This window comes from Brachybacterium vulturis (assembly GCF_043641765.1).
Classification (GTDB): Bacteria; Actinomycetota; Actinomycetes; order Actinomycetales; family Dermabacteraceae; genus Brachybacterium; species Brachybacterium vulturis_A.
Window position 1 is genome coordinate 135,301 of sequence record NZ_JBHZRO010000007.1, and the last position, 25,456, is coordinate 160,756.

The 25,456-nt window shown below is 69.0% G+C and carries 31 protein-coding genes and 2 pseudogenes; 17 read left to right on the forward strand and 16 right to left on the reverse strand.

The window, feature by feature from the left end; genetic code table 11:
- The first annotated feature begins 56 nt into the window (after positions 1-56).
- The 9 genes from ACHUEU_RS07445 to ACHUEU_RS07485 all read left to right on the forward strand — a co-directional run bounded on the left by ACHUEU_RS07445 (position 57) and on the right by ACHUEU_RS07485 (position 6,788).
- Positions 57-800, forward strand: coding sequence for a sulfurtransferase (locus ACHUEU_RS07445; protein ID WP_394215285.1), 744 nt, complete (start codon positions 57-59; stop codon positions 798-800).
- A 91-nt stretch (positions 801-891) separates the two neighbouring features.
- The gene (locus ACHUEU_RS07450; RefSeq protein WP_394215286.1) at positions 892-2,112 is read left to right on the forward strand and encodes a N(5)-(carboxyethyl)ornithine synthase; all 1,221 of its coding nucleotides are present in this window, start codon (positions 892-894) and stop codon (positions 2,110-2,112) included.
- Positions 2,113-2,199: 87 nt separating this feature from the next.
- Positions 2,200-2,697 (forward strand): tetratricopeptide repeat protein, encoded by a 498-nt coding sequence (locus ACHUEU_RS07455; RefSeq protein WP_394215287.1) that lies wholly within the window; start codon positions 2,200-2,202, stop codon positions 2,695-2,697.
- Positions 2,694-2,819 carry a hypothetical protein gene (locus ACHUEU_RS07460; RefSeq protein WP_394215288.1) on the forward strand — a complete coding sequence of 42 codons (126 nt, stop codon included), beginning with the start codon at positions 2,694-2,696 and terminating at the stop codon, positions 2,817-2,819. Before ACHUEU_RS07455 ends, ACHUEU_RS07460 begins: the two co-directional genes overlap by 4 nt.
- 246 nt (positions 2,820-3,065) lie before the next feature.
- Positions 3,066-3,875 carry a hypothetical protein gene (locus ACHUEU_RS07465; RefSeq protein ID WP_394215289.1) on the forward strand — a complete coding sequence of 270 codons (810 nt, stop codon included), beginning with the start codon at positions 3,066-3,068 and terminating at the stop codon, positions 3,873-3,875.
- Positions 3,865-4,650 (forward strand): ferritin-like domain-containing protein, encoded by a 786-nt coding sequence (locus ACHUEU_RS07470; RefSeq protein WP_394215290.1) that lies wholly within the window; start codon positions 3,865-3,867, stop codon positions 4,648-4,650. Before ACHUEU_RS07465 ends, ACHUEU_RS07470 begins: the two co-directional genes overlap by 11 nt.
- 103 nt (positions 4,651-4,753) lie before the next feature.
- On the forward strand, positions 4,754-5,473 hold the full coding sequence (locus tag ACHUEU_RS07475; protein ID WP_394215291.1) for an MSMEG_4193 family putative phosphomutase: 720 nt from the start codon (positions 4,754-4,756) through the stop codon (positions 5,471-5,473).
- Positions 5,470-6,021 carry a DUF3090 domain-containing protein gene (locus tag ACHUEU_RS07480; RefSeq protein ID WP_394215292.1) on the forward strand — a complete coding sequence of 184 codons (552 nt, stop codon included), beginning with the start codon at positions 5,470-5,472 and terminating at the stop codon, positions 6,019-6,021. The genes ACHUEU_RS07475 and ACHUEU_RS07480 overlap by 4 nt, the downstream gene beginning before the upstream one ends.
- Positions 6,021-6,788 (forward strand): SCO1664 family protein, encoded by a 768-nt coding sequence (locus tag ACHUEU_RS07485; RefSeq protein ID WP_394215293.1) that lies wholly within the window; start codon positions 6,021-6,023, stop codon positions 6,786-6,788. Before ACHUEU_RS07480 ends, ACHUEU_RS07485 begins: the two co-directional genes overlap by 1 nt.
- A 93-nt stretch (positions 6,789-6,881) precedes the next feature.
- Here the strand turns inward: ACHUEU_RS07485 and ACHUEU_RS07490 are convergent, their stop codons facing one another.
- From ACHUEU_RS07490 to vapB, 4 genes are all read right to left on the reverse strand, one after another.
- Positions 6,882-7,136, reverse strand: coding sequence for a Txe/YoeB family addiction module toxin (locus ACHUEU_RS07490; protein WP_394215294.1), 255 nt, complete (start codon positions 7,134-7,136; stop codon positions 6,882-6,884).
- Positions 7,137-7,397 (reverse strand): type II toxin-antitoxin system Phd/YefM family antitoxin, encoded by a 261-nt coding sequence (locus ACHUEU_RS07495; protein ID WP_394215295.1) that lies wholly within the window; start codon positions 7,395-7,397, stop codon positions 7,137-7,139.
- 263 nt (positions 7,398-7,660) lie between these two features.
- Positions 7,661-8,080 carry a PIN domain nuclease gene (locus tag ACHUEU_RS07500; protein WP_394215296.1) on the reverse strand — a complete coding sequence of 140 codons (420 nt, stop codon included), beginning with the start codon at positions 8,078-8,080 and terminating at the stop codon, positions 7,661-7,663.
- Positions 8,071-8,295: a type II toxin-antitoxin system VapB family antitoxin gene (vapB, locus tag ACHUEU_RS07505; protein WP_394215298.1), complete on the reverse strand. Its 225-nt coding sequence runs from the start codon at positions 8,293-8,295 to the stop codon at positions 8,071-8,073. The genes ACHUEU_RS07500 and vapB overlap by 10 nt, the downstream gene beginning before the upstream one ends.
- A 170-nt stretch (positions 8,296-8,465) precedes the next feature.
- On the opposite strand from vapB, the gene ACHUEU_RS07510 reads away from it, so the two are divergent.
- The gene (locus ACHUEU_RS07510; protein WP_394215299.1) at positions 8,466-8,717 is read left to right on the forward strand and encodes a hypothetical protein; all 252 of its coding nucleotides are present in this window, start codon (positions 8,466-8,468) and stop codon (positions 8,715-8,717) included.
- Between the two features lie 104 nt (positions 8,718-8,821).
- On the opposite strand, the gene ACHUEU_RS07515 is transcribed toward ACHUEU_RS07510, so the two are convergent.
- From ACHUEU_RS07515 to ACHUEU_RS07530, 4 genes are all read right to left on the reverse strand, one after another.
- Positions 8,822-9,358, reverse strand: coding sequence for a GNAT family N-acetyltransferase (locus ACHUEU_RS07515; protein WP_394215300.1), 537 nt, complete (start codon positions 9,356-9,358; stop codon positions 8,822-8,824).
- Positions 9,355-9,657, reverse strand: a complete 303-nt coding sequence (locus ACHUEU_RS07520) for a HigA family addiction module antitoxin (protein ID WP_394215301.1) — start codon at positions 9,655-9,657, stop codon at positions 9,355-9,357. The genes ACHUEU_RS07515 and ACHUEU_RS07520 overlap by 4 nt, the downstream gene beginning before the upstream one ends.
- Entirely contained in the window at positions 9,644-9,925 is a 282-nt protein-coding gene (locus ACHUEU_RS07525; protein ID WP_394215302.1) for a type II toxin-antitoxin system RelE/ParE family toxin, read from the reverse strand. The genes ACHUEU_RS07520 and ACHUEU_RS07525 overlap by 14 nt, the downstream gene beginning before the upstream one ends.
- 361 nt (positions 9,926-10,286) lie before the next feature.
- On the reverse strand, positions 10,287-10,679 hold the full coding sequence (locus ACHUEU_RS07530) for a VOC family protein (RefSeq protein WP_099195594.1): 393 nt from the start codon (positions 10,677-10,679) through the stop codon (positions 10,287-10,289).
- A gap of 394 nt (positions 10,680-11,073) precedes the next feature.
- On the opposite strand from ACHUEU_RS07530, the gene ACHUEU_RS07535 reads away from it, so the two are divergent.
- Complete coding sequence (locus tag ACHUEU_RS07535; RefSeq protein ID WP_394215303.1) at positions 11,074-11,640, forward strand: TetR/AcrR family transcriptional regulator; 567 nt, start codon at positions 11,074-11,076, stop codon at positions 11,638-11,640.
- Positions 11,637-12,581, forward strand: coding sequence for a DMT family transporter (locus tag ACHUEU_RS07540; RefSeq protein ID WP_394215304.1), 945 nt, complete (start codon positions 11,637-11,639; stop codon positions 12,579-12,581). Before ACHUEU_RS07535 ends, ACHUEU_RS07540 begins: the two co-directional genes overlap by 4 nt.
- Positions 12,582-12,785: 204 nt before the next feature.
- Here the strand turns inward: ACHUEU_RS07540 and ACHUEU_RS07545 are convergent.
- The 5 genes and pseudogenes from ACHUEU_RS07545 to ACHUEU_RS07565 all read right to left on the reverse strand — a co-directional run bounded on the left by ACHUEU_RS07545 (position 12,786) and on the right by ACHUEU_RS07565 (position 16,131).
- Positions 12,786-13,087 (reverse strand): annotated as a pseudogene (locus tag ACHUEU_RS07545) (HigA family addiction module antitoxin).
- Positions 13,074-13,354, reverse strand: a pseudogene (locus tag ACHUEU_RS07550) (type II toxin-antitoxin system RelE/ParE family toxin). The pseudogenes ACHUEU_RS07545 and ACHUEU_RS07550 overlap by 14 nt, the downstream one beginning before the upstream one ends.
- A gap of 149 nt (positions 13,355-13,503) precedes the next feature.
- Positions 13,504-13,968 carry a P-loop nucleotide/nucleoside kinase family protein gene (locus ACHUEU_RS07555; RefSeq protein ID WP_394215305.1) on the reverse strand — a complete coding sequence of 155 codons (465 nt, stop codon included), beginning with the start codon at positions 13,966-13,968 and terminating at the stop codon, positions 13,504-13,506.
- Between the two features lie 233 nt (positions 13,969-14,201).
- Complete coding sequence (gene ychF, locus ACHUEU_RS07560) at positions 14,202-15,287, reverse strand: redox-regulated ATPase YchF (RefSeq protein WP_394215306.1); 1,086 nt, start codon at positions 15,285-15,287, stop codon at positions 14,202-14,204.
- 61 nt (positions 15,288-15,348) lie between these two features.
- On the reverse strand, positions 15,349-16,131 hold the full coding sequence (locus ACHUEU_RS07565; RefSeq protein ID WP_394215307.1) for a hypothetical protein: 783 nt from the start codon (positions 16,129-16,131) through the stop codon (positions 15,349-15,351).
- Between the two features lie 176 nt (positions 16,132-16,307).
- On the opposite strand from ACHUEU_RS07565, the gene ACHUEU_RS07570 reads away from it, so the two are divergent.
- Positions 16,308-17,522 carry a DNA recombination protein RmuC gene (locus tag ACHUEU_RS07570; RefSeq protein WP_394215308.1) on the forward strand — a complete coding sequence of 405 codons (1,215 nt, stop codon included), beginning with the start codon at positions 16,308-16,310 and terminating at the stop codon, positions 17,520-17,522.
- Positions 17,523-17,616: 94 nt separating this feature from the next.
- Here ACHUEU_RS07570 and ACHUEU_RS07575 read toward each other — a convergent pair whose 3' ends face one another.
- On the reverse strand, positions 17,617-18,621 hold the full coding sequence (locus ACHUEU_RS07575) for a 4-hydroxy-3-methylbut-2-enyl diphosphate reductase (protein ID WP_394215309.1): 1,005 nt from the start codon (positions 18,619-18,621) through the stop codon (positions 17,617-17,619).
- A gap of 135 nt (positions 18,622-18,756) precedes the next feature.
- Between ACHUEU_RS07575 and xseA the strand changes: the two genes are divergently transcribed.
- Positions 18,757-20,133 (forward strand): exodeoxyribonuclease VII large subunit, encoded by a 1,377-nt coding sequence (gene xseA / locus ACHUEU_RS07580; RefSeq protein ID WP_394215310.1) that lies wholly within the window; start codon positions 18,757-18,759, stop codon positions 20,131-20,133.
- Positions 20,133-20,459, forward strand: a complete 327-nt coding sequence (locus ACHUEU_RS07585; RefSeq protein ID WP_394215311.1) for an exodeoxyribonuclease VII small subunit — start codon at positions 20,133-20,135, stop codon at positions 20,457-20,459. The genes xseA and ACHUEU_RS07585 overlap by 1 nt, the downstream gene beginning before the upstream one ends.
- Before the next feature lie 24 nt (positions 20,460-20,483).
- Here ACHUEU_RS07585 and ACHUEU_RS07590 read toward each other — a convergent pair whose 3' ends face one another.
- Complete coding sequence (locus ACHUEU_RS07590) at positions 20,484-21,140, reverse strand: DUF4245 family protein (RefSeq protein ID WP_394215312.1); 657 nt, start codon at positions 21,138-21,140, stop codon at positions 20,484-20,486.
- A gap of 125 nt (positions 21,141-21,265) precedes the next feature.
- On the opposite strand from ACHUEU_RS07590, the gene ACHUEU_RS07595 reads away from it, so the two are divergent.
- Together ACHUEU_RS07595 and ACHUEU_RS07600 are read left to right on the forward strand one after the other, a co-directional pair.
- Entirely contained in the window at positions 21,266-22,177 is a 912-nt protein-coding gene (locus ACHUEU_RS07595) for a carbohydrate kinase family protein (protein ID WP_394215313.1), read from the forward strand.
- 117 nt (positions 22,178-22,294) lie between these two features.
- Complete coding sequence (locus ACHUEU_RS07600) at positions 22,295-23,710, forward strand: class II fumarate hydratase (RefSeq protein WP_394215314.1); 1,416 nt, start codon at positions 22,295-22,297, stop codon at positions 23,708-23,710.
- Positions 23,711-24,198: 488 nt separating this feature from the next.
- Here ACHUEU_RS07600 and ACHUEU_RS07605 read toward each other — a convergent pair whose 3' ends face one another.
- The gene (locus ACHUEU_RS07605) at positions 24,199-25,089 is read right to left on the reverse strand and encodes a hypothetical protein (RefSeq protein ID WP_394215315.1); all 891 of its coding nucleotides are present in this window, start codon (positions 25,087-25,089) and stop codon (positions 24,199-24,201) included.
- Between the last annotated feature and the right edge of the window lie 367 nt (positions 25,090-25,456).

Sequence of the window (25,456 nt, forward strand, 5' to 3'; positions counted from 1 at the left end):
TCCTGCCCGAACGGGGCCGAGCAGCCTGCCCGAGGGCTCTTCTGTAGGCTCACGTCGTGGAAAACGTCCTCAACATCTCCGCGTACCTGTTCACCCGGATCACCGATCGTGAGCAGCTGCGCCCGGTGCTGCGCGCACGGGCAGAGGCTGCGGGGCTGAAGGGCACGATCCTCCTCGCGGAGGAGGGCATCAACCTGTTCCTCGCGGGTGACGCCGACGCCGTGCGCGGGTACGTCGAGCAGCTGCGTGAGGACTCCCGCTTCGCCGCTCTGGCGACCACGGAGAGCTGGTCGGCCGAGCAGCCGTTCCGCAAGATGCTCGTCAAGCTCAAGCGCGAGATCATCCGCATGGACCACCCGGCGATCCGCCCTCTCGAGGACCGTGCGCCGGCGGTGGCGCCGCGCACCCTCAAGCGCTGGCTCGATCAGGGACACGACGATGACGGGCGGGACATCGTCATGCTCGATACCCGCAACGCGTTCGAGGTCGACTACGGCACCTTCGAGGGCGCGCTGGATTGGCGCATCACGCGGTTCACGCATTTTCCGGAGGCGGCCTCCGCTCATCGCGATGCCCTGGAGGGCAAGACCGTCGTGAGCTTCTGCACCGGTGGGATCCGCTGCGAGAAGGCGGCGATCTACCTGCGCGACGCAGGCATCGACGCGCTCCAGCTCGAGGGCGGCATCCTCGGCTACTTCGAGCAGATCGGCCAGGACCACTACGACGGGGAGTGCTTCGTCTTCGATGAGCGCGAGGCGCTCGCACCCGACCTCACGCCGCGAGCCATCACCACGGTGTAGCGCGCCACCGCGAGAGCAGGATGCCCGGAAAAGGTCACGGCGTACAGTCCATGACGGAGCTGCCCCTGGTTCCCCGATGATGGGAGGCCGGATGCCCGGCACCGCTCGACCGCCCGCTGCCACCCCCGAACATTCGTCGAACAACCCGGCATCGAGCCCTCATCTCCTCACCCTGGGACTGCTCGCCGGGTCGACGATGGAGAACGAACGACGACTTCCGCTGCATCCCCACCACCTGGACCGGATCGACGCCGACGTACGGGCGCGGATGATCGTCGAACGCGGCTACGGCGCCGATTTCCAGCTGGATCCCGGGTACATCGAATCACGGGTGGGGCGGGTCGCTGAGCGCGCCGAGGTGATCGCCTCGGCCGACGTCCTGCTGCTGCCGAAGCCTCAGGCGGCGGACGTCGCCGCGATCCCCGAGGGTCGCGTCCTGTGGGGATGGCCCCACTGCGTGCAGGACGCGCAGATGACGCAGACCGCGATCGACCGCCGGCTCACCCTCATCGCCTTCGAAGCCATGAACCACTGGACCCGGCGGGGAGACTTCAGCCTGCATGTGCTGCACAAGAACAACGAGCTCGCCGGCTACTGCTCCGTGCTGCATGCGCTGAGCCTCAGAGGATCCACGGGCGACTACGGGCCACGGCTCAGCGCCGTCGTCATCGGTTTCGGGGCGACGGCCCGAGGAGCGGTCACCGCTCTGCAGGCGCAGGGGATCCACGACATCCAGGTCCTCACCCAGCGTGGGGCCTCAGCCGTCGGCTCCCCGATCCACAGCGCGCACCTCACCCAGCTGAACACCGGCGACGGTCCCGTCCACCTCAGCACGGTGCTCACCGAGGACGGCGATGACCTGCTCCCGGACTTCTTGGCCTCGCACGACATCGTCGTCAACTGCACGCTCCAGGACGTGGCGGCGCCCCTCACCTACCTGCGGACCCAGGATCTGGAGAGGTTCCCCGCCGGACGGCTGATCATCGATGTCTCGTGCGACGAGGGGATGGGCTTCGAATGGGCCAGGCCCACGGAGTTCGAGGATCCGATGTTCACCGTCGGGCAGGGAGTGAACTACTACGCCGTGGACCACAGCCCGTCCTATCTGTGGAACTCGGCCACCTGGGAGATCAGCGAGGCCCTCCTGCCCTTCCTCCGCACGGTGATGGAAGGGCCGTCCGCCTGGACGGCCGATCAGACGATCGCCCGCGCGATCGAGATCAGCGACGGCGAGATCAGGAATCCGAGCATCCTGGCATTCCAAGGCCGCGCATCCGAGTACCCCCACCCGCGGTCCGCTGGGGTGTCCTGAGCCTCGCGCACAGGGGTGAGACCGGGCTGCATCTAAGTGCCTCCGCCCACGACTCGGGCACTACCGTGCCGTGACAGGATCGACGACATGAACACGACCCTCGAGCAGTGGGAAGCATCTGTCGCCGGCCTCTGGGAGTGCGCCGACTCGTACACCCGTGAGGGCGGGGTCGCCGCGATGCGCGAGCTGGCCGGTGCCTGCCCGGCGGCCGACGGCAGGGCCGCGTTCGAGCTCGCCGGCATGTACGACTCGATGGGTTTCGAGGCCGAGGCCGGCGCCGAGTACGAGCGCGCTCTCGAGCTCGGTCTCGACGAGTCCCGCCACGCCCAGCTCGCTGTCCAGTACGGTTCGACCCTGCGCAACCTCGGCCGTCTCGAGGAGTCGATCGCCGTCCTGCAGGCGGCGCCGACCCATGAGTCGACCGGCGCCGCGCCCCGCATCGTGCTGGCCCTCGCCCTCCACAGCGCCGGCCGCAAGGACGACGCGCTGCGAGTGGCGATCGAGGCGCAGCTCGAGGCGCTGCCCCGCTACCAGCGCTCGATGCGCAACTACGCAGCCGCGCTCACCGACCCTGCAGGGTCATGACCATTGCCGACCAACCGTGGGAGGCCTGGCTGATCATTCCGGAACGGGGCACGATCAAAGTCGGCCAGCAGACTCTTGACCCGGGGGCTTCGGGGGACCCGCTGACGCCGGGACCAATCTGATCGTCCCTGGCCTCCGAATACAGGACGGGCGCTTCACCACGATCGCCTGACGCGGCCAGCTCGCGCTGACGGCCTCCGCGCTCGCCGGTCGACGGCAGCCCGGCTGCGCCGTTCCCAGTCCTGAGGAGGTCGCTCATCATTCTTCCCGCCCCGAACCCCCGCAGGGCCGCGCACCCCGCACCGACCGCGGAACCGCTGCCGGGCTACCGCGCCGGCCGCCTCCACTCCGACCCCGACCATCTGACCGTGCTCTTCACCGACTTCGATGTCGCCGCCTACGGTCGCCAGGACCACGGGCGCATCCTCGTCGATGCCACGGCCGCCGCGGCGGAGGACCTGTCGGAGGAGACCCGTGCCGATCTCGCCTTCCTCTGCCGTCTGGACAGCGCCGGACTGTCCGAAGCGCGCGCTCTGCTGGCCACCTGGAGCGCGAACGAAGCCCGGATCACGGCCTTCGTGGCGACCTGGGCGTTCGCCCGTCATCAGCTCGGCCGCGCCCTGCGGGACCTGCTGGCCGCCACCGGGCCGCCGATCCGCCCGCCGCGTCGGCGCTCCATCGCCGCCCACGTCCGCAGCATGTACCTCGAGACGCTGATGCCGCTGCTCGCCCCCGTCTGGACGAATGTGGTCGGGGAGCCGGTGGTCGCCGGGCACATGGCGCGCCTGGCCGTCCAGGAATCCGCCTTGCAGGCCGCCTACCGCTCGGTGCTTCCCCGGCTGCACGGGGAATCCGCACGCATCGTCGAGGAGATCCTCCGACGCCGGGAGCACAGTGCCCGCTTCTTCCGGCTCGAAGCGGAAGCCCGCATCTCCCGCTCCCGGCGCGAAGCGGTCACCGCCCGCCGATATCTCGGCCGCAGCTGGGAGCCGCTGCGGGTGGTCGGGGTGGCCGATCCCGACGAATCCCGCGCCCGCTCCAGCCTCTTCCGCTCCCCCGAGGCCCGTGCGGACCTCGCCCGCGCCACGTCGATCCTGCACGACCTGCTCCCGGCTTCACGGCGCCGCCCCCGCACGACGCCGCACCGGATCCCTGGAAGGACCTCCCATGGCCTTTGATCTCGAACGCTTCACCGACACCTCCGAACCGCTGCAGTGGGACGACCTCGACCTGACGGTCTTCCGCGAGCAGCCGCTGGATCCGCAGACCCTGCGGACCGTCCGCTACATGTGCGACGTCGAATACCACACCACCTGCTTCCTGCGGGATCTGCTGGTCACGCCCTCCCACCGGGAGGAGGAATCGGCCGGGTTCATGACCACCTGGAATCGCGAGGAGTTCTGGCACGGGGAAGCACTGGCCGCTGTGCTGGCCGAGCACGGGATCGTCGTCGACTACGACGAGGTCAAGGCCAAGCGACTGGGGCTCGGGTGGCAGCTCGCGCTGTCGTCCATGAAGCAGTCCGGTCTGGCGAACCTGGTGGGCCAGGACTTCGTCGCCGTGCACATGACCTGGGGAGTGGCCAATGAGCTCTCCGCCACCGCCGGCTACCGGCGCCTCGCCGAGATGACGGACAGCCCCACGCTGGCCGCTCTGGTCACGCGGATCGCCCAGCAGGAGACACGGCACGTCGCCTTCTACACGACCCAGGCCCGGGCACGCCTGGAGACGTCGGAGAAGGCGCGCAAGCTCGTCCGCCTGCTGCTGAGCAGGGCGTGGCGCCCGGTGGGCTCCGGGATCATGGAGGAGGACGAGGTCCGGCACGTCTTCGGGCACCTCTTCGGCGGCCAGCAGCACGACGTCGACAAGCTCGATCAGCGCATGCAGCGGATCCCTGGCCTGGAGGGGCTCACGATCTTCGACCAGGCGTTCCACCGTCTGGCCATCGCCTGAGACCTGCACCAGGGTCGCCCTCTCCAGCGCCGAGCGATTCCTCCCCTGTCCGGCACGAGCGCCGAGCCGGCGCCGAGCTCGGCCGGGTCGTTAGGCTGGGGAGATGGCGACAGTACTCCTCGTGCGGCACGGCCGCACCACGGCCAATGCGACGGGACTGCTGGCAGGTAGGACCGCCGGCGTGAGCCTGGACCGGCTCGGACGGGACCAGGCGAGGCTGACCGGGGGCAGGATCGCGGGCGTGCCCGTGGTCGGGGTGGTCTCGAGCCCTCTGCAGCGCTGCACGGAGACGGCCCGAGCCATCGTCGATCGCCAGAGGGCCGCACCGCCCTCGTCGGTCGACCCCGACCTCACCGAATGCGATTACGGTCAGTGGCAGGGCCGCCGGCTCAGCGATCTCGCGACCGAGGAGCTGTGGCCGATGGTGCAGTCGCAACCGTCCGCTGTCGTCTTTCCCGGCGGCGAGTCCCTGGCGGGGATGCAGGCCAGGTCGGTGGCCGCGATCCGACGCCACGATGCCGCCGTCGAGGCCGAGCACGGACCGGGGGCGGTGTGGGTGGCGGTGAGCCACGGTGACATCATCAAGTCGATCCTGGCCGACGCGCTCGGCATGCACCTCGACCTGTTCCAGCGGCTCGAGGCGGGTCCCGCCTCCGTGTCGATCGTGAGCTATGGCGCGAGCCGCCCGCGGGTCTGGGCGACCAACACCGACTCCGGCGAGCTGTCCTGGCTCGCGAAAGCTGTCCACTCCGGCGATGCAGCGGTGGGCGGCGGTGCAGGAAATTCCGACGGGGACAGCCGGACGCCTAGGATCATCACATGACCGACGTGCCTGCACATGTTCATGAGTTCGACTGGCCGGATCGGGTCGTCATCGGGACGCTCGGGCGCCCCGGGGCCCGGACCTTCTACCTGCAGGCGCGCACCGGGGGACGGATCCTGAGCATCGCCCTGGAGAAGGAGCAGGCCGCGCTGCTCGCGCTGAAGATCGACGAGATCCTCGACCAGCTCATCGACGTCGAGGGCAACCGCTTCAGCGTCCCCACCAGCACTCCCGTCGAGCTCGTCGACAACGATCCGCTCGAGGCCGTCCAGGAGCAGTTCCGCGCCGGGACCCTCGGCATCGGCTGGGACCCCACCACGGCCCAGGTGATCATCGAGGCGCACCCCCTCCCCGCCGAGGACGACGACGCGCTCGAGGGGCTCGCTGCGGAGGACTCCGAGATGCTGCGGGTGCGGATGCCGGTCGGCACTGCTCGGGCGTTCACCCGGCGCACCCGGGAGATCGTGGACGCCGGGCGCCCCCTGTGCACGCTCTGCGGCCACCCCATGGATCCCGACGGCCATACCTGCATCATTCCCGAGGACTGATGACCGCGTCGGACCTGGCGACCGCCGAACTGACGCTCACCGGCCGCCTCACGACGGCGTCCAACGCGACGTTCCTGGGCAGCATCGGCGACGCGGCGGTCGTCTACAAGCCGGTGGCGGGCGAGGCCCCGCTCTGGGACTTCCCCGGCGGCAGCCTGGCCCGTCGGGAACTGGCCGCCTACCTGATCTCGCAGGCCCTCGACTGGAACGTCGTGCCGCGCACCTGGTTGCGCGCCGGCCCGCTGGGCGACGGGATGGTGCAGCTCTGGCAGGAGCCGGACCGCGCCCAGCGCGCCGTGGATCTGGTCGCGAGCGACCACCTGCCCGCGACGGGCTGGAGAAGCGTGCTCGAGGGACAGGACCAGAGCGGGCAGAGGATCACCCTGGTCCATGAGGACTCGCCGGCGCTGCGACGCATGGCGGTGTTCGATCTGCTCGTCAACAACGCCGATCGCAAGGGCGACCACATCCTCGCGATGGCCGACGGGCATCGGTACGGCGTCGACCATGGGCTCACCTTCCATCGCGACCCCAAGCTGCGCACGGTCCTCTGGGGGTGGATGGGGGATGCCCTGACCGCTGAGGAGTGCGAGGGCATCGACCGTGTCGGTGAAGGACTGGACGGCGAGCTGGGCCGACGCCTGCGGGACCTGCTCAGTGCCGACGAGGTCGCAGCACTCGCCGCACGCTGTGACGAGCTGCGTGCGGACGGGCAGTTCCCGGCCCCGAGCGGTGGGATGCCGGCGGTGCCGTGGCCTCTGTTCTGAGGGGTGCGGCATGCTCCGGCGATGCCGATGTCCCCGTGCGCTCAGATGTCGAGCCGGAACCTCACCACGTGCCCACACGGAGGGCGATCTGGTTCAGTAGTGGTAGCGGGCCTGCAGGATCACGAGGTCCTCGTCGTCCACGAGGTAGACCAGTCGGTGCTCGTCGGTGATGCGCCGCGACCACGCACCCTGCGCTCCGTACTTCAGCTGCTCGGGCTTGCCGATCCCGGAGAACGGTTCGCGGAGGCAGGCGTCGATCAGCGTGTTGATGCGCTTGAGGATCTTCCGGTCGGCGGTCTGCCAGTGCGTGTAGTCCTCCCACGCCGATCTGTCCCAGACCAGCCGCACTCAGACTTCCCCGCCTGCGCGATCGAGGTCATGGACCTCGGTCTTCCCAGCGCGGGCACGGTCGTAGGCATCGAGCAGTCGGCGGGCGTTGGCCGGCGAGCGGAACAGGTATGCGGTCTCCTGCCACGCGGCGTACTCGTCCGCCGGCATGAGGACTGCGTTGCCCTTACGGGAGACGATCTCGACGGCCTCATGGTCCTCATTCACCCGCTCTATGAGGGGGAACAGCGTCTTCCGCGCCTCGCTTGCACTGATGGACATGATGAGGACCTCCTCGTTCGGATCGATGGTACAACTATATGGTACCACTCGACACCAGCGGGTCGGCCAGTACGCGGCAATCACGTCATGCCGGGCACCTGAACTCCACCGAGGGACTGATGCGCGCAGCGGAGACAGCCTGACGTGGCCTGCTTGTGCACCAGTCCCGCCGAACCGGGACTGGATTCACACGTTGAAACGGAACTCGACCACGTTCCAGTACGTACAGCCATCTCATGGCCTGGGGGCACGGCCTCGATGAGTCAGACCAGCGCGAGCGTCTCCACGGACTGACCGGTGACCTCGGCGATGAGGTTGAAGTCCTTGTCAACGGCTAGGACCGTCAGCCCAGCCTTCTCCGCTGTCGCTGCGATGAGCAGATCCGGGATGGACGGAGCACGGTGCTCGCCACGGTCGGCAAGGAGCATCTGCACCTCGAAGGCGCGGTCCTCCATCGCGGGCGTGAGGTGCTCGATCGGCATGAGCGACAGCGGTGGCAGCCCGAACGCCTCACGACCTACGTCACCGGAGTGGGCGGAGAAGCCGAGTTCGAGCCGCGTCACCGTCGAAAGACGCATCAGCCCACGCTCGATACGCGAGTTCCACTCGGCAATGCTCGCCGCCTGGCCCGCCTGCATGCGCACGTATGCCGACTTGTCGACCAGCCAGCTCGTCACCGCCACGCGGCATCCATCACGTCAGGATCGGCGAGGTCTCCGAAGGCCGCCGCCGAGCGACTCCAGTCATCGGCAGCGACCGTCGCGGCAACCGGAGTCGAGGCGTCCTGTTCCAGTCGCCGACGCAGGAACTCGTTGCGCGATAGCCCTAGCGCCGCCGCCTCAGCATCGATGTGCTCGACTGCAGCCTCACTCAGTCCACGGATCAGCACGTTCGGCATCGTGACCACCTCCACCAAGATGATATCGCGATATCACCCGCGGAGTCGAGCGCCGCCCGGCTTGGTCGCGGCCTCACCGATCGAGGAGCACCGTGACGATGAGAGAGTGAACTGTGCTTGATCGACCCGAGATCGTCTGCATCTGAGGCTCCGCCCGGTTCGCTAGAGAGATGCGCGACGCAAACCGTGATCTCACCTTCGCAGGCATCATCGTCGTCGCAGCTGGCGAAGCGGGAGATGCCGCTGGCTCGATCTCGAGCGAGCAGAAGACGATGCTGGATATCCTCCACTTGCACAAGATCGACCTGGTCGATCGGGTGCTGGTGGTCAACCCCGGTGGGTACATCGGAGAGTCCACGGGCAAGGAGATCGCTTACGCCCGCACCAACGGCAAGCCGGTGTCGTTCACTGATCCTGTCTGACACACCTCGCGCCGCATGAGGGTCACAGTGCGCAGGGGCGCAACTAGACGTTAAACCGGAACTCCACCACGTTCCGGCACGAAGGACCCTTTGGAGCCCCACAGCTATCCGTCGCTCATCGGGAGTGGATCGAAGGACGGTGAAGGATCGGAGCTCAGCCTTCCGTAGGCGTCCACGTCGATCCGCCGCCCGCTCACGAGGAACTTCTCGCGCTCCGTTCCCTCTTTCACGAACCCTGCGCGCCTCGCCACCGCTCCGGACACGGGATTGTCCACCCGATGACCGAGTTCCAGTCGCTCCAGCCCACGTATGGTCAGTGCCCACTTCGCGATGGTGGCCGCAGCCGCAGCGGTCCATCCGCGTCCGCGGGCGGTATCCGTCATCCAGTACCAGAACCATCCGCTGCGATTCTCGTCGTCGACGCTCACGCACACCAGGCCGACCATCGCATCGTCGGCGACGATGGACCAGGCTTCGTGCGGCGAGTCCGGATCCACCAGCCGGCTCACATAGTGCTCCGCCTCGGCGAGTGTCGACACATCGCCCTGGCGCACCATGTCGGGGTCGGATCTGAAGGCAGCGAGAACGGCGGGAGCATCGGCACGACGAAGCCGGCGCAATGCCGGGGACGCAGCACTCACGCGACGCTCAACGGGATGATCTCGGCGATCTGTTCTCCCGCACGGTCCTCCGCGCGGTCCAGCTCGTAGTGACTCTGCAGGTTGATCCAGAACTCGGCCGAGGTACCGAAGTACTTCGCCAGCCGCAGCGCGGTGTCCGCCGTGATCCCCCGCTTGCCGTGCACGATCTCGTTGATCCGGCGTGGGGGCACTCCGATAGACACGGCGAGCTTGTTCTGGGTGATCCCGAATCCCTCGATGAAGTCCTCCATCAGGACTTCTCCGGGATGGATCGGGGCAATCTTGTCAGTGGTAGTCAACGATCTGCACCTCCTCCGGTCCGGCGTCGGTCCACACGAAGCAGATCCGCCACTGGTCGTTGATCCTGATGCTGTGCTGACCAGCCCGGTCACCCTTGAGGGCCTCGAGCCGGTTGCCGGGCGGAACCCGGAGGTCCTCGAGCACCTCCGCGGATCCCACCTGACGAAGCTTGCGCAGCGCGACGCGATGGATCCTCGGATCTATCGACCGCACGCGCTCACGACGCCACAGCCGTTCGGTCTCCTTGCTTCCGAACGATCTGATCACGAGACCATCGTATGACGATGACCGTCATTAACGCTAGACGTTAAACCGGAACTCCACCGAGTTCCGGTACATACCAACCTGTCGCTGTGCAGTAAGGGTGCAACTCCGGGGTACAGATCCACAGAGGGTCACCGGGGATCTCACTCAAGGCTGACACAGAGGGCTTACGCCGACTTCGACACGGTACTGATTATTGACAGCGAGCGAAGCTGTGCGCGTCGGCTCCGATCCGTGAGTGCGAGCGCACCAAAGGTTTAGTTCGAGAAACGGAACTCCACCCCATTCCGACACCGAACGATCTCTTCCGCCACTGTCGTTGTGCGGGCCAGCACTGATGAGCCGCGCCTTCGCTCACCGGCGGTCAGACAACGGTGTGAGCGGACTCGTCGCCCTCCGTTCGAGCGCACACCATGAGCAGGTTCCCGTCAGGATCCCGGAACTGGACGAAGGCCACGCTCCCGATGTCGACGACGTCCGAGGCGAGTTCGGCCCCGAGATCGCGCACATGCGCCACGACTGCGCCGAGGTCATCGGCCCACCAGAAGAAGCGTGGCGGACCGTCCGGCGTGAACGGCGCGTTCGCGTCCAGAGCAAGGCCGGGGCCCGGTTCCATCGGGACGTCGACGATCGTGTCGTCATGCGAAGGCAGGGACACCTCCGCACCGAGCAGCCTGCCGTACCAGTCGGCAGAGCGGTGGATGTCCCGCACCGGGATGAAGACTTGGCCGATCTCGCGGCGTATAGGAGTCGTCACCGCTCAATCGTATGGCAACGCGTCTCGCGGATCGGCTCGCAGGGCCGTCATCCAGCTGTCCACCGACACGAGCGGACCCGGGAGGACATGGACAAGGGCAGCAACGCGGTGACCAAACGCAGAGGAAGCGCATCACACCACGCGCAACCGGAGGTTATACGGCAAAACGAAATTCCACCGCATTCCGGTGCAGAGCAACCTCTGCACGTGCTTGGCTTCCCAGACCCCGACATGCAGTCGCGACGCAGCCCAGTCGCGAAGAACGATCCCCATCTCGGGCTCGAGCGAGCCGGTAGGACCTCCCGCCCGTGTTCGTAAGCTTCCAAGTGCGTAGAGATTGAAACAGCTCTCGATCGGTAGGTAGACTGACCTACCTACCGAAAGAGGGGGCGACATGAATCAAGGATCAGCGCGAGAGCGGTTGCTCGATGCTGCGGCGAGACGCTTCTACGAGGACGGCGTGCACGCGACAGGGATCGACACAATCACTTCTGAGGCCGGGGTCGCGAAGAAGAGCCTCTACAACAACTTCTCGTCCAAGGCAGAGCTCGTCAGTAGCTATATCGACGCCCGCCACGAGGAGTGGCTCGACCTGCATCGGGAGCGCTCTGCGAAAGCTTCGACAATCACGGAACGGGTCGTAGCAGTCTTCGACGCCTACATCGACCACGCGAACGACGCCTACGGCAAGGGCTTCCGAGGATGCGGGCTGCTCAACGCGGCCGCCGAGTTTCCGGCCGGACACCCCGCCCGCTCGTCCGTACGCGCGCACAAGGAACAGGTGGAGAAGATTCTCGCCGAGAACCTGGAATCCATGACCACCGAAGCCGAGGCACTGGAGCTGGCCGAGCACTTCAGCTTCCTCCTCGAAGGAGCCGTGGCACGGGGAGGCCTAGAGGGCACCCCGGAGCGTCTGGAGCACGCACGGGCCATCGCATTGCGGATGCTGGCGGCACTGTGAAGCGAGGCTCCCCCACCGGCATCTTCGCGGTGCTCACCGCCGCCTTCCTGTGGGGCACCACGGGGACTGCGGCGACGTTCGCACCGTCGGTCGGGCCGCTGGCCATGGGCGCGGCAGCGCTCGGCATCGGCGGCATCCTGCAGGCAGCCATCGCCGCTCCCTCGCTCCGCAGGGAACGTCCCGCACTGTCTTCGCAACGCGGGACAGTGCTCGCTGGAGCCGCAGCCGTGCTGATCTACCCGCTGGCCTTCTACAGCTCGATGCATCTGGCTGGCGTGGCGGTCGGCACTGTCGTGTCCCTCGGCTCTGCCCCGATCGCCTCGGGTCTTCTGGAACGGGTGATCGAGCGACGCAGGCTCAGTTGCTGGTGGATGCTCGCATCGGTTCTCGGCATCGCGGGCAGCTCAGTTCTGTGCGTTGCGAAGATGCACGACGCGCCGAGCGAGACGCTCCCCACGGTCGCCGGCGTCATCCTCGGCCTGGTTGCTGGCGCGACCTACGCCATGTACTCGTGGAGCGCTCACCGCCTCATGTACCGCGGCGTCGGGCGTGCGGCAGCGATGGGCGCTGTCTTCGGCCTGGGCGGCATTGCCCTGATGCCCATACTTCTGCTGACCGGCGCACCGCTCATCGCTTCCGCCCAGCCCATGATGGTCGGGCTCTACATGGCACTGGTCCCGATGTTCCTGGGCTATCTGCTCTTCGGGTACGGCCTCACGCGCGTCACTCCAAGCGCCGCGACGACGCTCACCCTCGCTGAACCCGCGATCGCCGCCCTCCTGGCCGTGGTCATCGTCGGTGAGCGCCTCCCCGCCATCGGATGGGCTGGGCTCGCGGGCATCTGCGCCTCGCTCCTGGTCCTCTCGCTCGCACCTGCGACACAGGCGCGTACCCCCGAGCCGTCGCGTTCGAGCGAGCTCCCGATAGGTCAGGAAGTCTGAATCAGTCAGCCCGAGATAGGCGTCGGGCAAGACCTGGAGATCCGCCCTAGTCCCGGGATCAAATCACCTAGTCCGGCCCAAAGAGTTCTGCGGAGAGGTTAAAGCGCAAATCTGAACTCCACCACGTTCCGGCACCTACAGCCATCTACCGCCAGAATCCGTGCAGCGCAAGGCGAGCCCGCTCAGGCGAGGCATCAGTCACACTCACGCGACCTCCAGCGGCGTGATCGCAGCGATCTGCTCCCCAGCGAGATCCTCCGCACGGTCGAGCTCGTAACGGCTCTGCAGGTTGATCCAGAACTCCGCCGAGGTGCCGAAGTACTTCGCGAGTCGCAGCGCGGTATCTGCGGTGATCCCCCGCTTGCCGTGCACGATCTCGTTGATCCGCCGCGGCGGCACCCCGATCGACACGGCGAGCTTGTTCTGCGTGATCCCAAGCCCTCGATGAAGTCCTCCATGAGGACCTCGCCCGGGTGGATCGGCTCGATCTTGTCAGTGGTAGTCAACGATCTCCACCTCCTCCGGTCCGGCGTCCGTCCACACGAAACAGATCCGCCACTGGTCTTTGATCCCGATGTGCGCTGACCGGCTCGATCACCATTCAGCGCCTCGAGCCGATTACCGGGTGGGACGCGAAGGTCATCGAGCACCGCCGCAGATCCCACCTGGCGTAGCTTGCGCAACGCGACTCGATGGATCCTCGGATCGATCGAGCGCACGCGCTCACGACGCCACAGCCGTTCGGTCTCCTTGCTATCGAACGATCTGATCACGCGACCGGGGTATACCGCGGGCCGTTAATAGCGCTAGACGTTAAACCTGAACTCGGCCGAGCCTCGCACGGACCAACCTCTGGAATTCGGCGACTGATGCACCCGACAGGCGGGGATCTCGTGGCACCGGGCTCTTCCTGGTTGACAGATCACACCACAAGCACGGTCACGGGTCCCTCATCAGGAGTCGGAGGCTCGAAGTGATCGAAGTACCTTGCGGCGGTCGCCGTATCCAGAGCGAAATCGTCGCTGTGTGAGCGTCTGCGCGAGGCCACACGCCGTAAACACGTCTCACGGTCAGTCGAAAGGTAGATCGTCTCAGGAACCACCCCGAACGGTTCCAGCACATGCCTCCATTCCTCCCTCATGGCACGCGACCAGAAGGAGAAGTCGAGCACGACCTCACGTCCATCTTCGACGAGATCCACGAGACGACGTCGGAGCTCGATCTCGATCTCGCGATGCGCATCATCTGTCAGCGGCATGTGTCGGATGCCCCTGCCCCAGGCCTCTTGATCGAACGAGAGCCGAACGAATCCGTCTGCCTCCATCCGACGAGCGACGGTCGACTTGCCTGACCCCGCCGGTCCGCACATGAAGACGACCCGAACCATGGGTATCAGTCTACGGACATACCCCTGGCCGACTTGTTCGACCGCACCGATGGCGTGTCCACGGGAAGCGGCTCGCGCCCGAAGACCAATCCGCGTCAGTACGAGCCTGCCCGAACCCGTCCAGGCGCGAGCGGCATGCTCAACTCGGACGCATGGAGGCAGTAATCCATCTCCCCGACGTCGATATCCACGACGCTCGCGCAGCCGTCTTCCCCGTGCGGATGGGAGTTCCGCTACACGTTGAAGCGGAACTCCACCACGTCGCCATCGCGCATCACGTACTCCTTGCCCTCGATGCGCACCTTGCCCTTGGCCTTGGCCTCGGCCATGGAGCCGGCCTCCATGAGCTGGTCGAAGGAGACGATCTCGGCCTTGATGAAGCCGCGCTCGAAGTCGGTGTGGATGACGCCGGCGGCCTGCGGGGCGGTCGCTCCCTTGGGGATGGTCCAGGCGCGGGATTCCTTGGGGCCGGCGGTGAGGTAGGTCTGCAGGCCCAGGGTGTCGAAGCCGACGCGGGCCAGCTGGGCCAGCCCGGAATCCTCCTGGCCGGTGGACTCGAGCATCTCGGCGGCCTCGTCCTCGTCGAGCTCGATCAGCTCGGACTCGAACTTCGCATCGAGGAAGATCGCCTCGGCCGGGGCGACCAGGTTCCGCAGCGCCTGCTGGGAGGCGGCGTCGGCGAGACCCTCCTCGTCGGTGTTGAAGACGTAGATGAAGGGCTTGGCGGTCATCAGCTGCAGCTCGCGCAGTGCGGCCACGTCGATGCCGGCGCCCTCGGCACCCTGGTAGAGCGTTTTGCCGGTCTCCAGCAGGGCCTTCGCCTTGAGGACGTTCGGCAGCACGGCGGAGTCGACCAGGCCGCGCTTGGTGTCCTTCTCCAGGCGCTGCATCGAGTTCTCGATGGTCTGGAGGTCGGCGAGGATCAGCTCGGTGGTGATGGTCTCCATGTCGTCGGAGGGAGAGACCGAGCCCTCCACGCGGGTCACGTCGGGATCGGCGAAGGCACGGGTGACCTGGCAGATCGCGTCGGCCTCACGGATGTTGGCGAGGAATTTGTTGCCCAGGCCCTCCCCTTCGCTGGCGCCCTTGACGATGCCGGCGATGTCCACGAAGGACACCGTCGCCGGCAGCAGCTTCTGGCTGCCGAACACGGTCGCGAGCTCGGCGAGCCGCGGGTCGGGCAGCGGGACCACTCCGACGTTGGGGTCGATCGTCGCGAACGGGTAGTTCGCAGCGAGGACCTCGGCGCGGGTCAGGGCGTTGAAGAGGGTGGACTTGCCGACGTTGGGCAGTCCCACGATTCCGATAGTAAGAGCCACGGGAGGTGATTCTACGGGGCACGACCGCAGCAGCGGGCGCCGAGGGGGTGAGCCTCTGGTCTCAACCCGTCACAGCGTCGGGGAGCTGCGGCTGGTCGGTCGCCGGCTGGCAGAAGAGTGGCAGCGGCAGGCACCCCAGCGATGAGCTCGAGATCCGCGCCTCCCGCACGATGACCAGCAGGCGGGCATCCTCCGGCGCCGCCGGCACCGTGCTGCGCGGGTCCTGGGCGGTGATCGCGCCGAGCGTCCTGGCGCTGGGGCCGTGATCGTGCAGGCAGGAGTCGAGGTCGTCGAGGTCCTCGACCACGAGCGCGGCCAGGTCGGTGCTCGACTGCGGCACGGGGACCCCGTCATCGGCCGGGATCCGAACATCCCCGGCCGGCGCGCACGATGACTCCGCCGCCGGGAGATACCCGGCATCTCCCTGCCAGGCCTGCTCCGCCTCCAGCAGGGAGACGGTCCGCTCGACCGCGTCCTGCTCATCCCCCGTCACCGCACGCACCTCGAGCTCACGCAGCGAGCAGTCGTTGCGGTGGTCCGCGACGAACCAGCCGCGATCGGAGGGCTCCACGGAGCAGGCGACGGTGCGCACGGTCCCCAGCGGCGCCCCGAACTCCGCATCGAGCACCTCGGCGTCCGCCGCGGCGAGCTGCGCGAACTCCTCGAGCATCAGCTCGTATCCCTGGTTCGCCTCACGCTGTGCGGTGCGCGGGAGCAGCACGTACACCCGCAGGAACATCAGGCCCCAGATCAGCAGCGCCACCAGCAGCAGGGCGAGCAGGACCTGCCCGATCCGTCGGCCGATCCGCCGGCGGCGATCTGACCTCTCGGGCCGCCGCTCCATCGAACCTGCTCCGTCCGGCCCGATCCCGTCGGCCCCCGCCCTGCCCTGCTCCCCCATCGGCCCCTCCTCCGCGTCGTGCCCCACAGGATGCCGCATCGCGGCCTACAGAACGCCCTCGGGGCGAGGGCGGGCGCGTCCTCCCTTCCCGTGTCTCACCCCCGTGATGTGCTGAACTCATGAGCGGTACTTCGATGCTTCTGCTGGGACTCGTGCTGGGTGCCGCCCTCGGGGCGATCCTGACCTGGCTGGTCATGCGCGAGCGCGCCCGCGGCCTCGAGCAGAGCCGACGCGCGGACGGCGACAGCGCCGGGCAGCTGCTGCGCCTGGCCGATGAGCGGCATGAGCGCGACGTGGCCCGGCGCGATGCCGCCGAGGAGGAGCGCGAGGCCGAGCTGCAGCGCACCCTCGCCCCGATCTCCTCGACGCTCGTCCATCTGGAGCGCTCCCTGGCCCGCTCGGACGCCGCCCGGGTGGAGGCCGAAGGGGCGCTGCGGGCGCACCTCGGCCAGCTCTCCCAGCGCGCCCAGTCACTCGAGTCCGGCACCAGCGCGCTCACCGCCGCACTGCGCGCCCCTACCGCCCGCGGCCGCTGGGGCGAGGTGCAGCTGCGACGGATCGTCGAGGCCGCCGGGATGCTCGAGCACGTCGACTTCAGCGAGCAGCTCTCCGGAACCCGGGCCGACGGGAATGCCGGACAGCGCCCGGATCTGGTCGTGCACCTGTCCGGGGATCGCCACGTGGTGCTCGATGCGAAAGCCCCGATGGACGCGTATCTCGACGCGACCGAGGAGACGGACCCGGAGCGTGCGGCGGCCCGTCGGAAGGCCCACGCCAAGGCGCTGCGCCATCACGTGGGCGTCATCTCCGCGAAGGCGTACTGGAAGGCCCTCGGGGACACCCCGGAGTTCACGGTGCTGTTCGTGCCCAGCGACGGGGTGCTGGCCGCGGCGCTGGAGACCGACCCGGACCTGCTCGAGGACGCCTTCGCCCGGGACGTGGTGATCGCCTCCCCTGCCACCCTGGTGGCGCTGCTGCGCACGGTCGCGCACACCTGGCGCACCGATGCCCTGAACCGTGATGCCCGCACTGTGCTGGAGGCGGGCCGGGAGCTGCATCACCGCCTGGGCACCTTCACCGGTCACCTGGGCAAGGTGGGCCGTTCGCTGGACTCCTCGGTCGCCGCGTTCAACGAGGCCGTCGGCTCCTTGCAGACCCGCGTGATGGTCACCGCGCGCCGCTTCGAGGAGCTGGGGCTCAGCGGCACCGCGCTGGACGAGGTCGAGCAGCTCACGCGCCGGGCGCGCACCCTCGAGGAGGCGGAGATCGCGAATCTCTCCGCCCCGCCTGTCGAGGGCTCTGAGAAGTCAGGCCGCGCGGATCGCGCCGGCTGAGCTGGGTCGGGGGCTCCCGTCCAGTGCGACGCGGCGACCAGGAGCACCAGGGCCGGCGGGCCGTCGTGGTCCTCGTCCGGCGCCGCGGCCCGGCTCAGGACTCCGCGGTGGCGGCCTGTCCGGTCGGCTTCGTGCGGCTGTCGACGGCGCCGCGGTTCTTCATCTCCTGGCGCAGCTCGCGCGGGAGGGAGAACATGAGGTCCTCGGTAGCGGTGCGCACGGGCTTCACGTCCCCGTAGCCGCGCTCGGCGAGAACGTTCAGCAGCTGCTGGACCAGCACGTCCGGGACCGAGGCACCGGAGGTCACGCCCACGGTCCCGACGCCCTCGAACCACTCGTCGCGCAGCTCCCGGATCGAGTCGATGCGGTGGGAGGCCCTGGCCCCGGCCTCCTTGGCGACCTCCATCAGACGCACGGAGTTCGAGGAGTTCGGCGAGCCCACCACCAGCACCAGATCCGCGTCCGGGGCGATCTTCTTGATCGCGACCTGACGGTTCTGGGTGGCATAGCAGATGTCGTCGCTGGGCGGGGACTGCAGCGTCGGGAAGCGCTCGCGGAGCTTGTCGACCGTCTCCATCGTCTCGTCGACGCTGAGCGTGGTCTGCGAGAGCCACACGACCCTCTCGGGGTCGCGGACGGTCACCGTGTCGACATCGTCCGGGGAGTTGACGACCTGCACGTGATCGGGGGCTTCGCCGGCAGTGCCCTCGACCTCCTCGTGGCCGGCGTGGCCCACCAGCAGGATGTCGTAGTCCTGGCGGGCGAAGCGCACCGCCTCCTTGTGGACCTTGGTGACCAGGGGACAGGTGGCGTCGATGGTGCGCAGGTGGCGCTCCTCGGCCATCTCGCGGACCTCCGGGGAGATGCCGTGGGCGGAGAAGATGACGAGCGCACCCTCGGGGATCTCGTCGACCTCCTCGACGAACACGGCACCCTTCTCCTGCAGGCGGTCCACGACGAATTTGTTGTGCACGATCTCGTGGCGCACGTAGATCGTCTCGTCGTAGTGCTCCAGAGCGCGTTCGACGGCGACGACGGCGCGATCGACACCTGCGCAGTAGCCGCGCGGCTCGGCGAGAAGGACGGTTCCGATGCTCACGTCCCCATCGTAGAAGCGGAAGCGCCCTGGTGACAGGCCGCTGGGGCACGACTCACCCTCCCTCCACAGGGCTGTCTCCTCCACAGCACCGCCCGGCGCCCGCGAGCTGTCGGGAGCTCGTGCCAGAGTGGACCCATGACGCAGACCTCCTCCGGCCCGGATGCGGGCGGTGCCGCGACGCCGCGGCCCGCCCCCGCCGCCACCGCCGCGCAGACCACGGCGGAGAATCCCTGGCCCCTGCGGCAGCTGTCGGTGAAGGTCGGGGAGTACGTGGCGCGGATGTCGCCGCTCTGGGTCGAGGGCGAGATCGTCCAGCTCAACCGGCGTCCCGGAGCCGGGCTGAGCTTCATGACCCTGCGCGACATCGACGTGGACATGTCCTTCTCGGTCCCCGTCCGCGAGCACGTGCTGCGTGCCCTGCCGGTCGAGCCGGTCCCGGGAGCGCGCGTGGTGGTCCATGCGAAGCCGACGTTCTGGACCAAGCGCGGCAGCCTCCAGCTCGAGGCCGACGACATCCGCCCGGTGGGCCTGGGCGAGCTGCTGGCGCGGCTCGAGCAGCTCAAGCGCGTGCTCTCCGCCGAAGGGCTGTTCGCCGCCTCCCGCAAGCAGCAGCTGCCCTTCCTCCCGCGCTCCGTCGGGCTGATCTGCGGGCGCGAATCCGCCGCGGAGCGCGACGTGGTCGTCAATGCCCGGCGGCGCTGGCCGGCGGTGCAGTTCGAGATCCGCGAGGTCGCGGTGCAGGGCACGAAGGCGGTGCGGGAGGTCTCCGCGGCGCTGCGGGAGCTGGACGGGCTCGACCACGTCGACGTCATCATCATCTCCCGCGGCGGGGGCTCCCTCGAGGACCTGCTCCCCTTCTCCGACGAGCAGCTCACCCGGCTGGTCGCGGGGGCGAGGACCCCGATCGTCTCCGCGATCGGCCACGAGGTCGACACCCCCCTGATCGACCTCGCCGCGGATGTGCGCGCCTCCACCCCCACCGATGCCGCCAAGCGCGTGGTCCCCGACATCGTCGCCGAGGTCGAGCAGCTGGAGCTGGGCCGCACCCGGCTGCGGGCCGCGATCCGGGCCCGGATCGCGCGGGAGCAGTCGGCGCTGGATGCGACGCGCTCCCGACCCGTGCTGGAGAACCCCTCCACGATCCTCGCCGGTCGGGCCGACGAGATCCGGTCGCGGATCGCCCTGGCACGCACCCTGATCGGGTCCCGCTTGGACCGCGCGGCCGACGAGGTCGACCATCTGGGCAGTCAGGTGCGCTCGCTCAGCCCGCTGGCGACCCTCGAGCGCGGCTACGCCGTGGTCCAGGACGCGGAGGGCTCGATCGTCCGCTCCCCCGAACAGCCGGAGATCGGCCAGCCGCTCTCGGTGCGGGTGGCCGGGGGCCGCTTCGGGGTGGAGCGCACCACGACCGACCCGTACTCCCCGCCCGCACAGCCCCCTGCTCCGCAGCAGCCGCACCGGCCCGCACAGACCGAGCGCCCCGCACAGTCCGAGACCACCGAGGAGTCCTGATGACCCCGCCCAGCAGCCCTGAGAACGACCTCACCGCCGTCGAGAGCACTGCCCACGACGCGCAGTCCGGCACCGTCACCCCTGCCGAGGGCGCGCAGCCGCTGCCCGCGGACATCGCCGAGCTCTCCTACGAGGCCGCCCGCGACCAGCTCGTCGAGGTGGTGCGGCGCCTGGAGTCCGGGCAGGGCGGGCTCGAGGATTCGATCGGGCAGTGGGAGCGCGGGGAGATGCTCGCCCGCCGCTGCCAGCAGTGGCTCGACGGTGCTCGGGAGCGGCTGGACGATGCGGTGGCAGCTCGCCGCTCTGCGGACTCCGGGGCGGAGTAGTCCGAATAGTCCGCCGCGGGAACCTCAGTCGAGCGAGGTGACCGCGGCGCCGGCGATCTGCTCGAGCGCTGCCCGGTCCGCGTTCCCGTGGACCACGAAGCCCCAGCCCGCGCCCTCGCAGGCGATGCCGCGCTCCGCGGTGCTCCGCTCGCCGCGCAGCAGGCTGCAGGTGGCGCCCGCGAGCTCGAGCTCCTCCTCGACGGTGCTGCCCGGGATCGCCGCCGAGAGCATCGGAGCTCCGAGCTCGGACTCCTCGACCAGCGTGACCAGCTGACCCTCCGGCGAGGTGTACTCGATAGTCCACTGCGGGTTCGCACCTGCGGTGTACCGGGCGGAGCGCTCGGTCCATCCCTCCCCCACGGCAGGCACCGTGACAGGGAAGGGCGCCACGTCCCGGGCGCGCTCCGCGCTCGCGGCCACGTCCAGCTCGGAGTTCGCCAACGGTTCCCGCTCGGGCTGGCTGCCCACGCCGAAGAAGGCGATACCGACCACGACCACCACCGCCATCGTCAGCAGCAGCGCCCACACCATATTGCGCAGGACGGTGTTCTTCTTCGACGGCAGCTCGTACGCGGACTTCGGCTGCGGCGCGGGCTCGTCACTCGGCGCACCGGGCTCGTCGGTCCGCACGGCCGGCGTCCGTTCCGGCACCTCGGGAGTCTCGTGGTCAGCATCGTGCATGCGCCCATTGTCCCCGCTCAGCCTCCGTGCCGCTCCCAGCCACCCGGGCCGCGCCGCGTCGACCGCGCGACACCGACCCCGGCACCCTGTTCGCCCCTTCTGCGGAAACCTGCGATGATCGAGCGGTGACCACGACATTCCTCATCGTCGGAGAAGCGCTCACGGACATCGTCGTCGACGTCGACGGCGCGCGTCGAGAGCACCCCGGCGGATCCCCCATGAACGTGGCCGTGGCGCTCAGCCGCCTCGGTCACGACACCCATCTGCTCACCCGCATCGGCGAGGACGCCCGGGGAGACGCCATCCGGGCACACCTGGAGGCCTCCGGAGTCCGCCTCACCCCGGGCAGCTCCGTCTCGGCACCGACGTCGACCGCGCTGGCCCGGCTCGATGCGCACGGCGCGGCGACCTACGAGTTCGACCTGGTCTGGGATCCGCAGCCCGTCGGCCTGCCCGAGCGGGTCGACGCCGTGCACACCTCCTCGATCGCCGCCGTGCTCGAGCCCGGTGCCGCGACGGTGCTCGACACCCTGCACCGCTATCGCGGGACCGCGACCATCAGCTACGACCCCAATGCGCGCCCCACCCTGATGGGTGCCCCGGAGCTGGTGCGCGCCCAGATCGAGGCGAGCATCGCGCTCAGCGACGTGGTGAAGGCCTCCGACGAGGACGTGGCCTGGCTGTACGGCACCGACGACGTGGAGGACGTCGTCGACTCCTGGCGCGAGCTGGGGCCGGCGCTGACCGTCCTGACCCGCGGCGACGAGGGGGCGGTCGGCTTCTCCCCGAGCGGCCGTGTGCAGGTCTCCCCCGTCATCGTCGACGCCGTCGACACCGTCGGCGCCGGGGACACGTTCTCCGCCGGGGTCCTCGATGCGCTGGCGGCGAAGGACCTGCTGGGGGCGGAGAAGCGCCCTGCCCTCGCCGCGCTGCCCAACGACGAGATCGCCGACGTGCTGCAGCGCGCCGCAGCCCTCGCCGCGATCACCGTCTCCCGGGCCGGCGCCAATCCGCCGTGGAGCCACGAGCTCACCTGATCCTGCTGCGGACGCGCCCGCTGGTCGGCAGTCCGCCCGCGCCGCTCCGCAGCCCTTGACTCCCCCATCCGTCCCCGGACACCCACCCACCGCACCACGACCTGAGGAGGCCGCTTCATGAACCAGTCCACGCCCGCCGCACAGCAGGACGGCTACCGCATCGAGCACGACACCATGGGTGAGATCCGGGTGCCCGCCTCGGCCCTGTACCGGGCACAGACCCAGCGTGCGGTGGAGAACTTCCCGATCTCCGGCCAGGGCCTGGAGCCCGCGCACATCCACGCCCTCGCCCAGGTGAAGAAGGCCGCCGCCCGCGCCAACCAGGAGCTCGGGGTGCTGGACGGGACCATCGCCGACGCGATCGTCGCCGCCGCCGATGCCGTGATCGCCGGTGAGCACGACGACCAGTTCCCGGTGGACACCTACCAGACCGGTTCCGGCACCAGCTCGAACATGAACATGAACGAGGTGCTCGCGACCCTCGCCACCAACGCCGGAGTGGACACCCACCCCAACGACCACGTCAACTGCTCGCAGTCCTCGAACGACGTGTTCCCCACCTCCGTGCACGTCGCGGTCACCCAGGGCGTCGTCGAGCAGCTGCTGCCCGCGCTCGCCCACCTCGCCGAGTCCCTGGAGACGAAGGCCGAGGCGTGGAAGGCCGTGGTGAAGTCCGGCCGCACCCACCTCATGGACGCCACCCCGGTCACCCTCGGCCAGGAGTTCGGCGGCTACGCGGCCTCGATCCGCTACGGCATCGAGCGCGTCGAGGCGGCACTGCCCCGCACCGCGGAGGTCCCGCAGGGCGGCACCGCTGTGGGCACCGGCATCAACACCCCGCTCGGCTTCCCCCAGAAGGTCATCGCGAACCTGGTCGAGCAGACCGACCTGCCGCTGACCGAGGCCCGCAACCACTTCGAGGCGCAGTCCAATCGTGACGGCCTGGTGGAGATGTCCGGTGCGCTGCGCACCATCGCCGTCTCGCTGACCAAGATCTGCAACGACGTGCGCTGGATGGGTTCCGGCCCGAACACGGGACTCGGCGAGATCTCGATCCCGGACCTGCAGCCGGGCTCCTCGATCATGCCCGGCAAGGTCAACCCCGTCATCCCCGAGGCCGTGCTGATGGTGTGCGCGAAGGTCATCGGCAACGACGCGGCGATCGCCTGGGGCGGCGCGCAGGGCTCCTTCGAGCTGAACGTGCAGATCCCGCTGATGGGCACCAGCCTGCTGGAATCGATCCGCCTGCTCGCCAACTCCTCCACCGTGCTGGCCGACAAGACCGTCGACGGCCTGGTCGCCAACGAGGAGAAGGCCCGCTTCTACGCCGAGGCCTCCCCCTCGATCGTCACCCCGCTGAACAAGCTGATCGGCTACGAGTCCGCGGCGAAGATCGCCAAGCACGCCGTCGCCGAGCGGGTCCCGGTGCGCGAGGCCGTGATCGCGCTGGGCTTCGTCGAGCGCGGCGAGCTCACCGAGGCGCAGCTGGACGAGGCGCTGGACGTGCTGTCGATGACGGCCCCGAAGGCCTGAGCGACCTGCTGAGGGGCGGGCAGGCCACGGCCTGACCGCAGGCACGACGGGGTGCCCACCATCCGGTGGGCATCCCGCGCGGCCGGGGCGTGGCCAGGGGGTAGCCGGGGCGCAGCCGGGCGCAGCCAGGGCGTCGCCGGCGGTCCGAGCGTGTCCGCCGGCGAGATGGATGCACCGGCCCCAGCGCACCCACTGTTCCGGGTGTATCGCCGGGCGCGGGTGCATCCACTGGCGCTTTGCCAGCATGCGGGGCCGAGGGAGCGGGACGCATGCTGGCATTCCGCCACCGGATGCAGCGCTCTCCGGTTGCCCGCCGCGTGACCTGGAGCGCGCCGCCAGGGTGCCGGCTCAGGGCGTAGGGATCCTGCTTGCCATGTCCTGCGCACTGCCTGCCCGCTCTCAGCTCCTCGCCCTCGTCGCCTTCGCGCAGGCGACGCCCTCCAACGATCTGGGCGCGGCAGCGCTGAGTATGCCTCCGCCTGCCCCCCTCAGGGGCGCGGCGCATCGAGATGATCCCCGCGACGGAGGATCGCGAGCAGCATCCTCGTCGTCTCCTCCCATCGCAGGAACACCTGCTCCCAGGAGAGCCTCGTGACCCTGTATCCGCGCGATGCGAGGTAGAGGTCCCTCGCACGGTCCGTGTCATAGCTGAGCGGATCGTCATGGAACTCGCGGCTGTCGCACTCGATCACCCAGCTCCTGCCCACCAGCAGATCCATTCGGCGCCGGCCGTCCGGGAACAGCACCTGGGACCGTACGGGGAAGTGCCGGGACTCCATCCACCAGCGCACGGTGGTCTCCGTCCCCGATCCCGCATCCCCTCGGATCCTGGAGAGCGGCCGCCGGATGCGCTGCGGCAACGCGGCGAGGATCCGCTCCGCTCTCCGCCGCGTGAGCAGCCGACGCTGCAGGCCGGACTCGAAGATCACGGCCGCCTTCTCCATGGGCAGGCAATGCGCGGCATGGGTCAGGACCAGGTCGAGATCGGGGACCGGGTCCTGGTCAGGCCAGGAGCGCAGCGCTGGACCGTGCAGGACGAGCTCCCCCTCCTCGTCCCCGACGACGACCTCCCCGGCTCGTCGCCGGACGGGGTGGAGTCGAACGTCCTGCATCTCCGCACCGGCACTCAGCATCCGGGGCCGGAAGACGTGAGTTCCGGTGTGCGGGGGCGTCCACAGACCATGCAGCGAGGCACCGTCCAGGCACGTGGGTCGCAGGCCGAGCTGCAGCATCCGGACGAGGCCCGGCGGGGCCGCCTCGGTGAGGTACCACGGCTGCTCGCTGCGCATCGAGCCGTTCCTCAGCCAGCGGCGGATCTCCGACTGGGAGACGCCGTCCTCACGCAGGCGTGCCCTGTGGCGTACCCCCTCGATCTCCATATCGGTGAGGCAACCACGGTTGCCTTCGCGACGTCGGCACGGCGCCGGCCCTGTGGACCGGCGCATGCTGTGGAGGAGAGGACGTCTCGCCGTACCAGGCGTTGCCGTGCCACTGCCGTGAACCGATCGCCCGGACTGGGCCGGACAGCGCACCCCTGAGGGGGCGGGGTGCATCCAGTGGCGCACAGCCAGCACACATCCCGATATACGGCCCCGCATGCTGGCACAGCGCCACCAGCTGCCGCAGCACGATCGAGAAGGCCCCGCATGCTGGCACAGCGCCGCCAGATGCCGCAGCACGATCGAGAAGGCCCCGCATGCTGGCACAGCGCCACCAGCTACCTCGGCACGATCGCCACGTGAGCCG

Coding starts and splice junctions, on each gene's coding strand:
- ACHUEU_RS07450 (WP_394215286.1), top strand. CDS start 892: ATGCCCGGCACCGCTCGACCGCCCGCTGCCACCCCCGAACATTCGTCG.
- ACHUEU_RS07455 (WP_394215287.1), top strand. CDS start 2,200: ATGAACACGACCCTCGAGCAGTGGGAAGCATCTGTCGCCGGCCTCTGG.
- ACHUEU_RS07460 (WP_394215288.1), top strand. CDS start 2,694: ATGACCATTGCCGACCAACCGTGGGAGGCCTGGCTGATCATTCCGGAA.
- ACHUEU_RS07470 (WP_394215290.1), top strand. CDS start 3,865: ATGGCCTTTGATCTCGAACGCTTCACCGACACCTCCGAACCGCTGCAG.
- ACHUEU_RS07475 (WP_394215291.1), top strand. CDS start 4,754: ATGGCGACAGTACTCCTCGTGCGGCACGGCCGCACCACGGCCAATGCG.
- ACHUEU_RS07480 (WP_394215292.1), top strand. CDS start 5,470: ATGACCGACGTGCCTGCACATGTTCATGAGTTCGACTGGCCGGATCGG.
- ACHUEU_RS07485 (WP_394215293.1), top strand. CDS start 6,021: ATGACCGCGTCGGACCTGGCGACCGCCGAACTGACGCTCACCGGCCGC.
- ACHUEU_RS07495 (WP_394215295.1), bottom strand. CDS start 7,397: ATGTCCATCAGTGCAAGCGAGGCGCGGAAGACGCTGTTCCCCCTCATA.
- vapB (WP_394215298.1), bottom strand. CDS start 8,295: ATGCCGAACGTGCTGATCCGTGGACTGAGTGAGGCTGCAGTCGAGCAC.
- ACHUEU_RS07510 (WP_394215299.1), top strand. CDS start 8,466: ATGCGCGACGCAAACCGTGATCTCACCTTCGCAGGCATCATCGTCGTC.
- ACHUEU_RS07535 (WP_394215303.1), top strand. CDS start 11,074: ATGAATCAAGGATCAGCGCGAGAGCGGTTGCTCGATGCTGCGGCGAGA.
- ACHUEU_RS07555 (WP_394215305.1), bottom strand. CDS start 13,968: ATGGTTCGGGTCGTCTTCATGTGCGGACCGGCGGGGTCAGGCAAGTCG.
- ACHUEU_RS07565 (WP_394215307.1), bottom strand. CDS start 16,131: ATGGAGCGGCGGCCCGAGAGGTCAGATCGCCGCCGGCGGATCGGCCGA.
- ACHUEU_RS07570 (WP_394215308.1), top strand. CDS start 16,308: ATGAGCGGTACTTCGATGCTTCTGCTGGGACTCGTGCTGGGTGCCGCC.
- xseA (WP_394215310.1), top strand. CDS start 18,757: ATGACGCAGACCTCCTCCGGCCCGGATGCGGGCGGTGCCGCGACGCCG.
- ACHUEU_RS07585 (WP_394215311.1), top strand. CDS start 20,133: ATGACCCCGCCCAGCAGCCCTGAGAACGACCTCACCGCCGTCGAGAGC.
- ACHUEU_RS07590 (WP_394215312.1), bottom strand. CDS start 21,140: ATGCACGATGCTGACCACGAGACTCCCGAGGTGCCGGAACGGACGCCG.
- ACHUEU_RS07600 (WP_394215314.1), top strand. CDS start 22,295: ATGAACCAGTCCACGCCCGCCGCACAGCAGGACGGCTACCGCATCGAG.
- ACHUEU_RS07605 (WP_394215315.1), bottom strand. CDS start 25,089: ATGGAGATCGAGGGGGTACGCCACAGGGCACGCCTGCGTGAGGACGGC.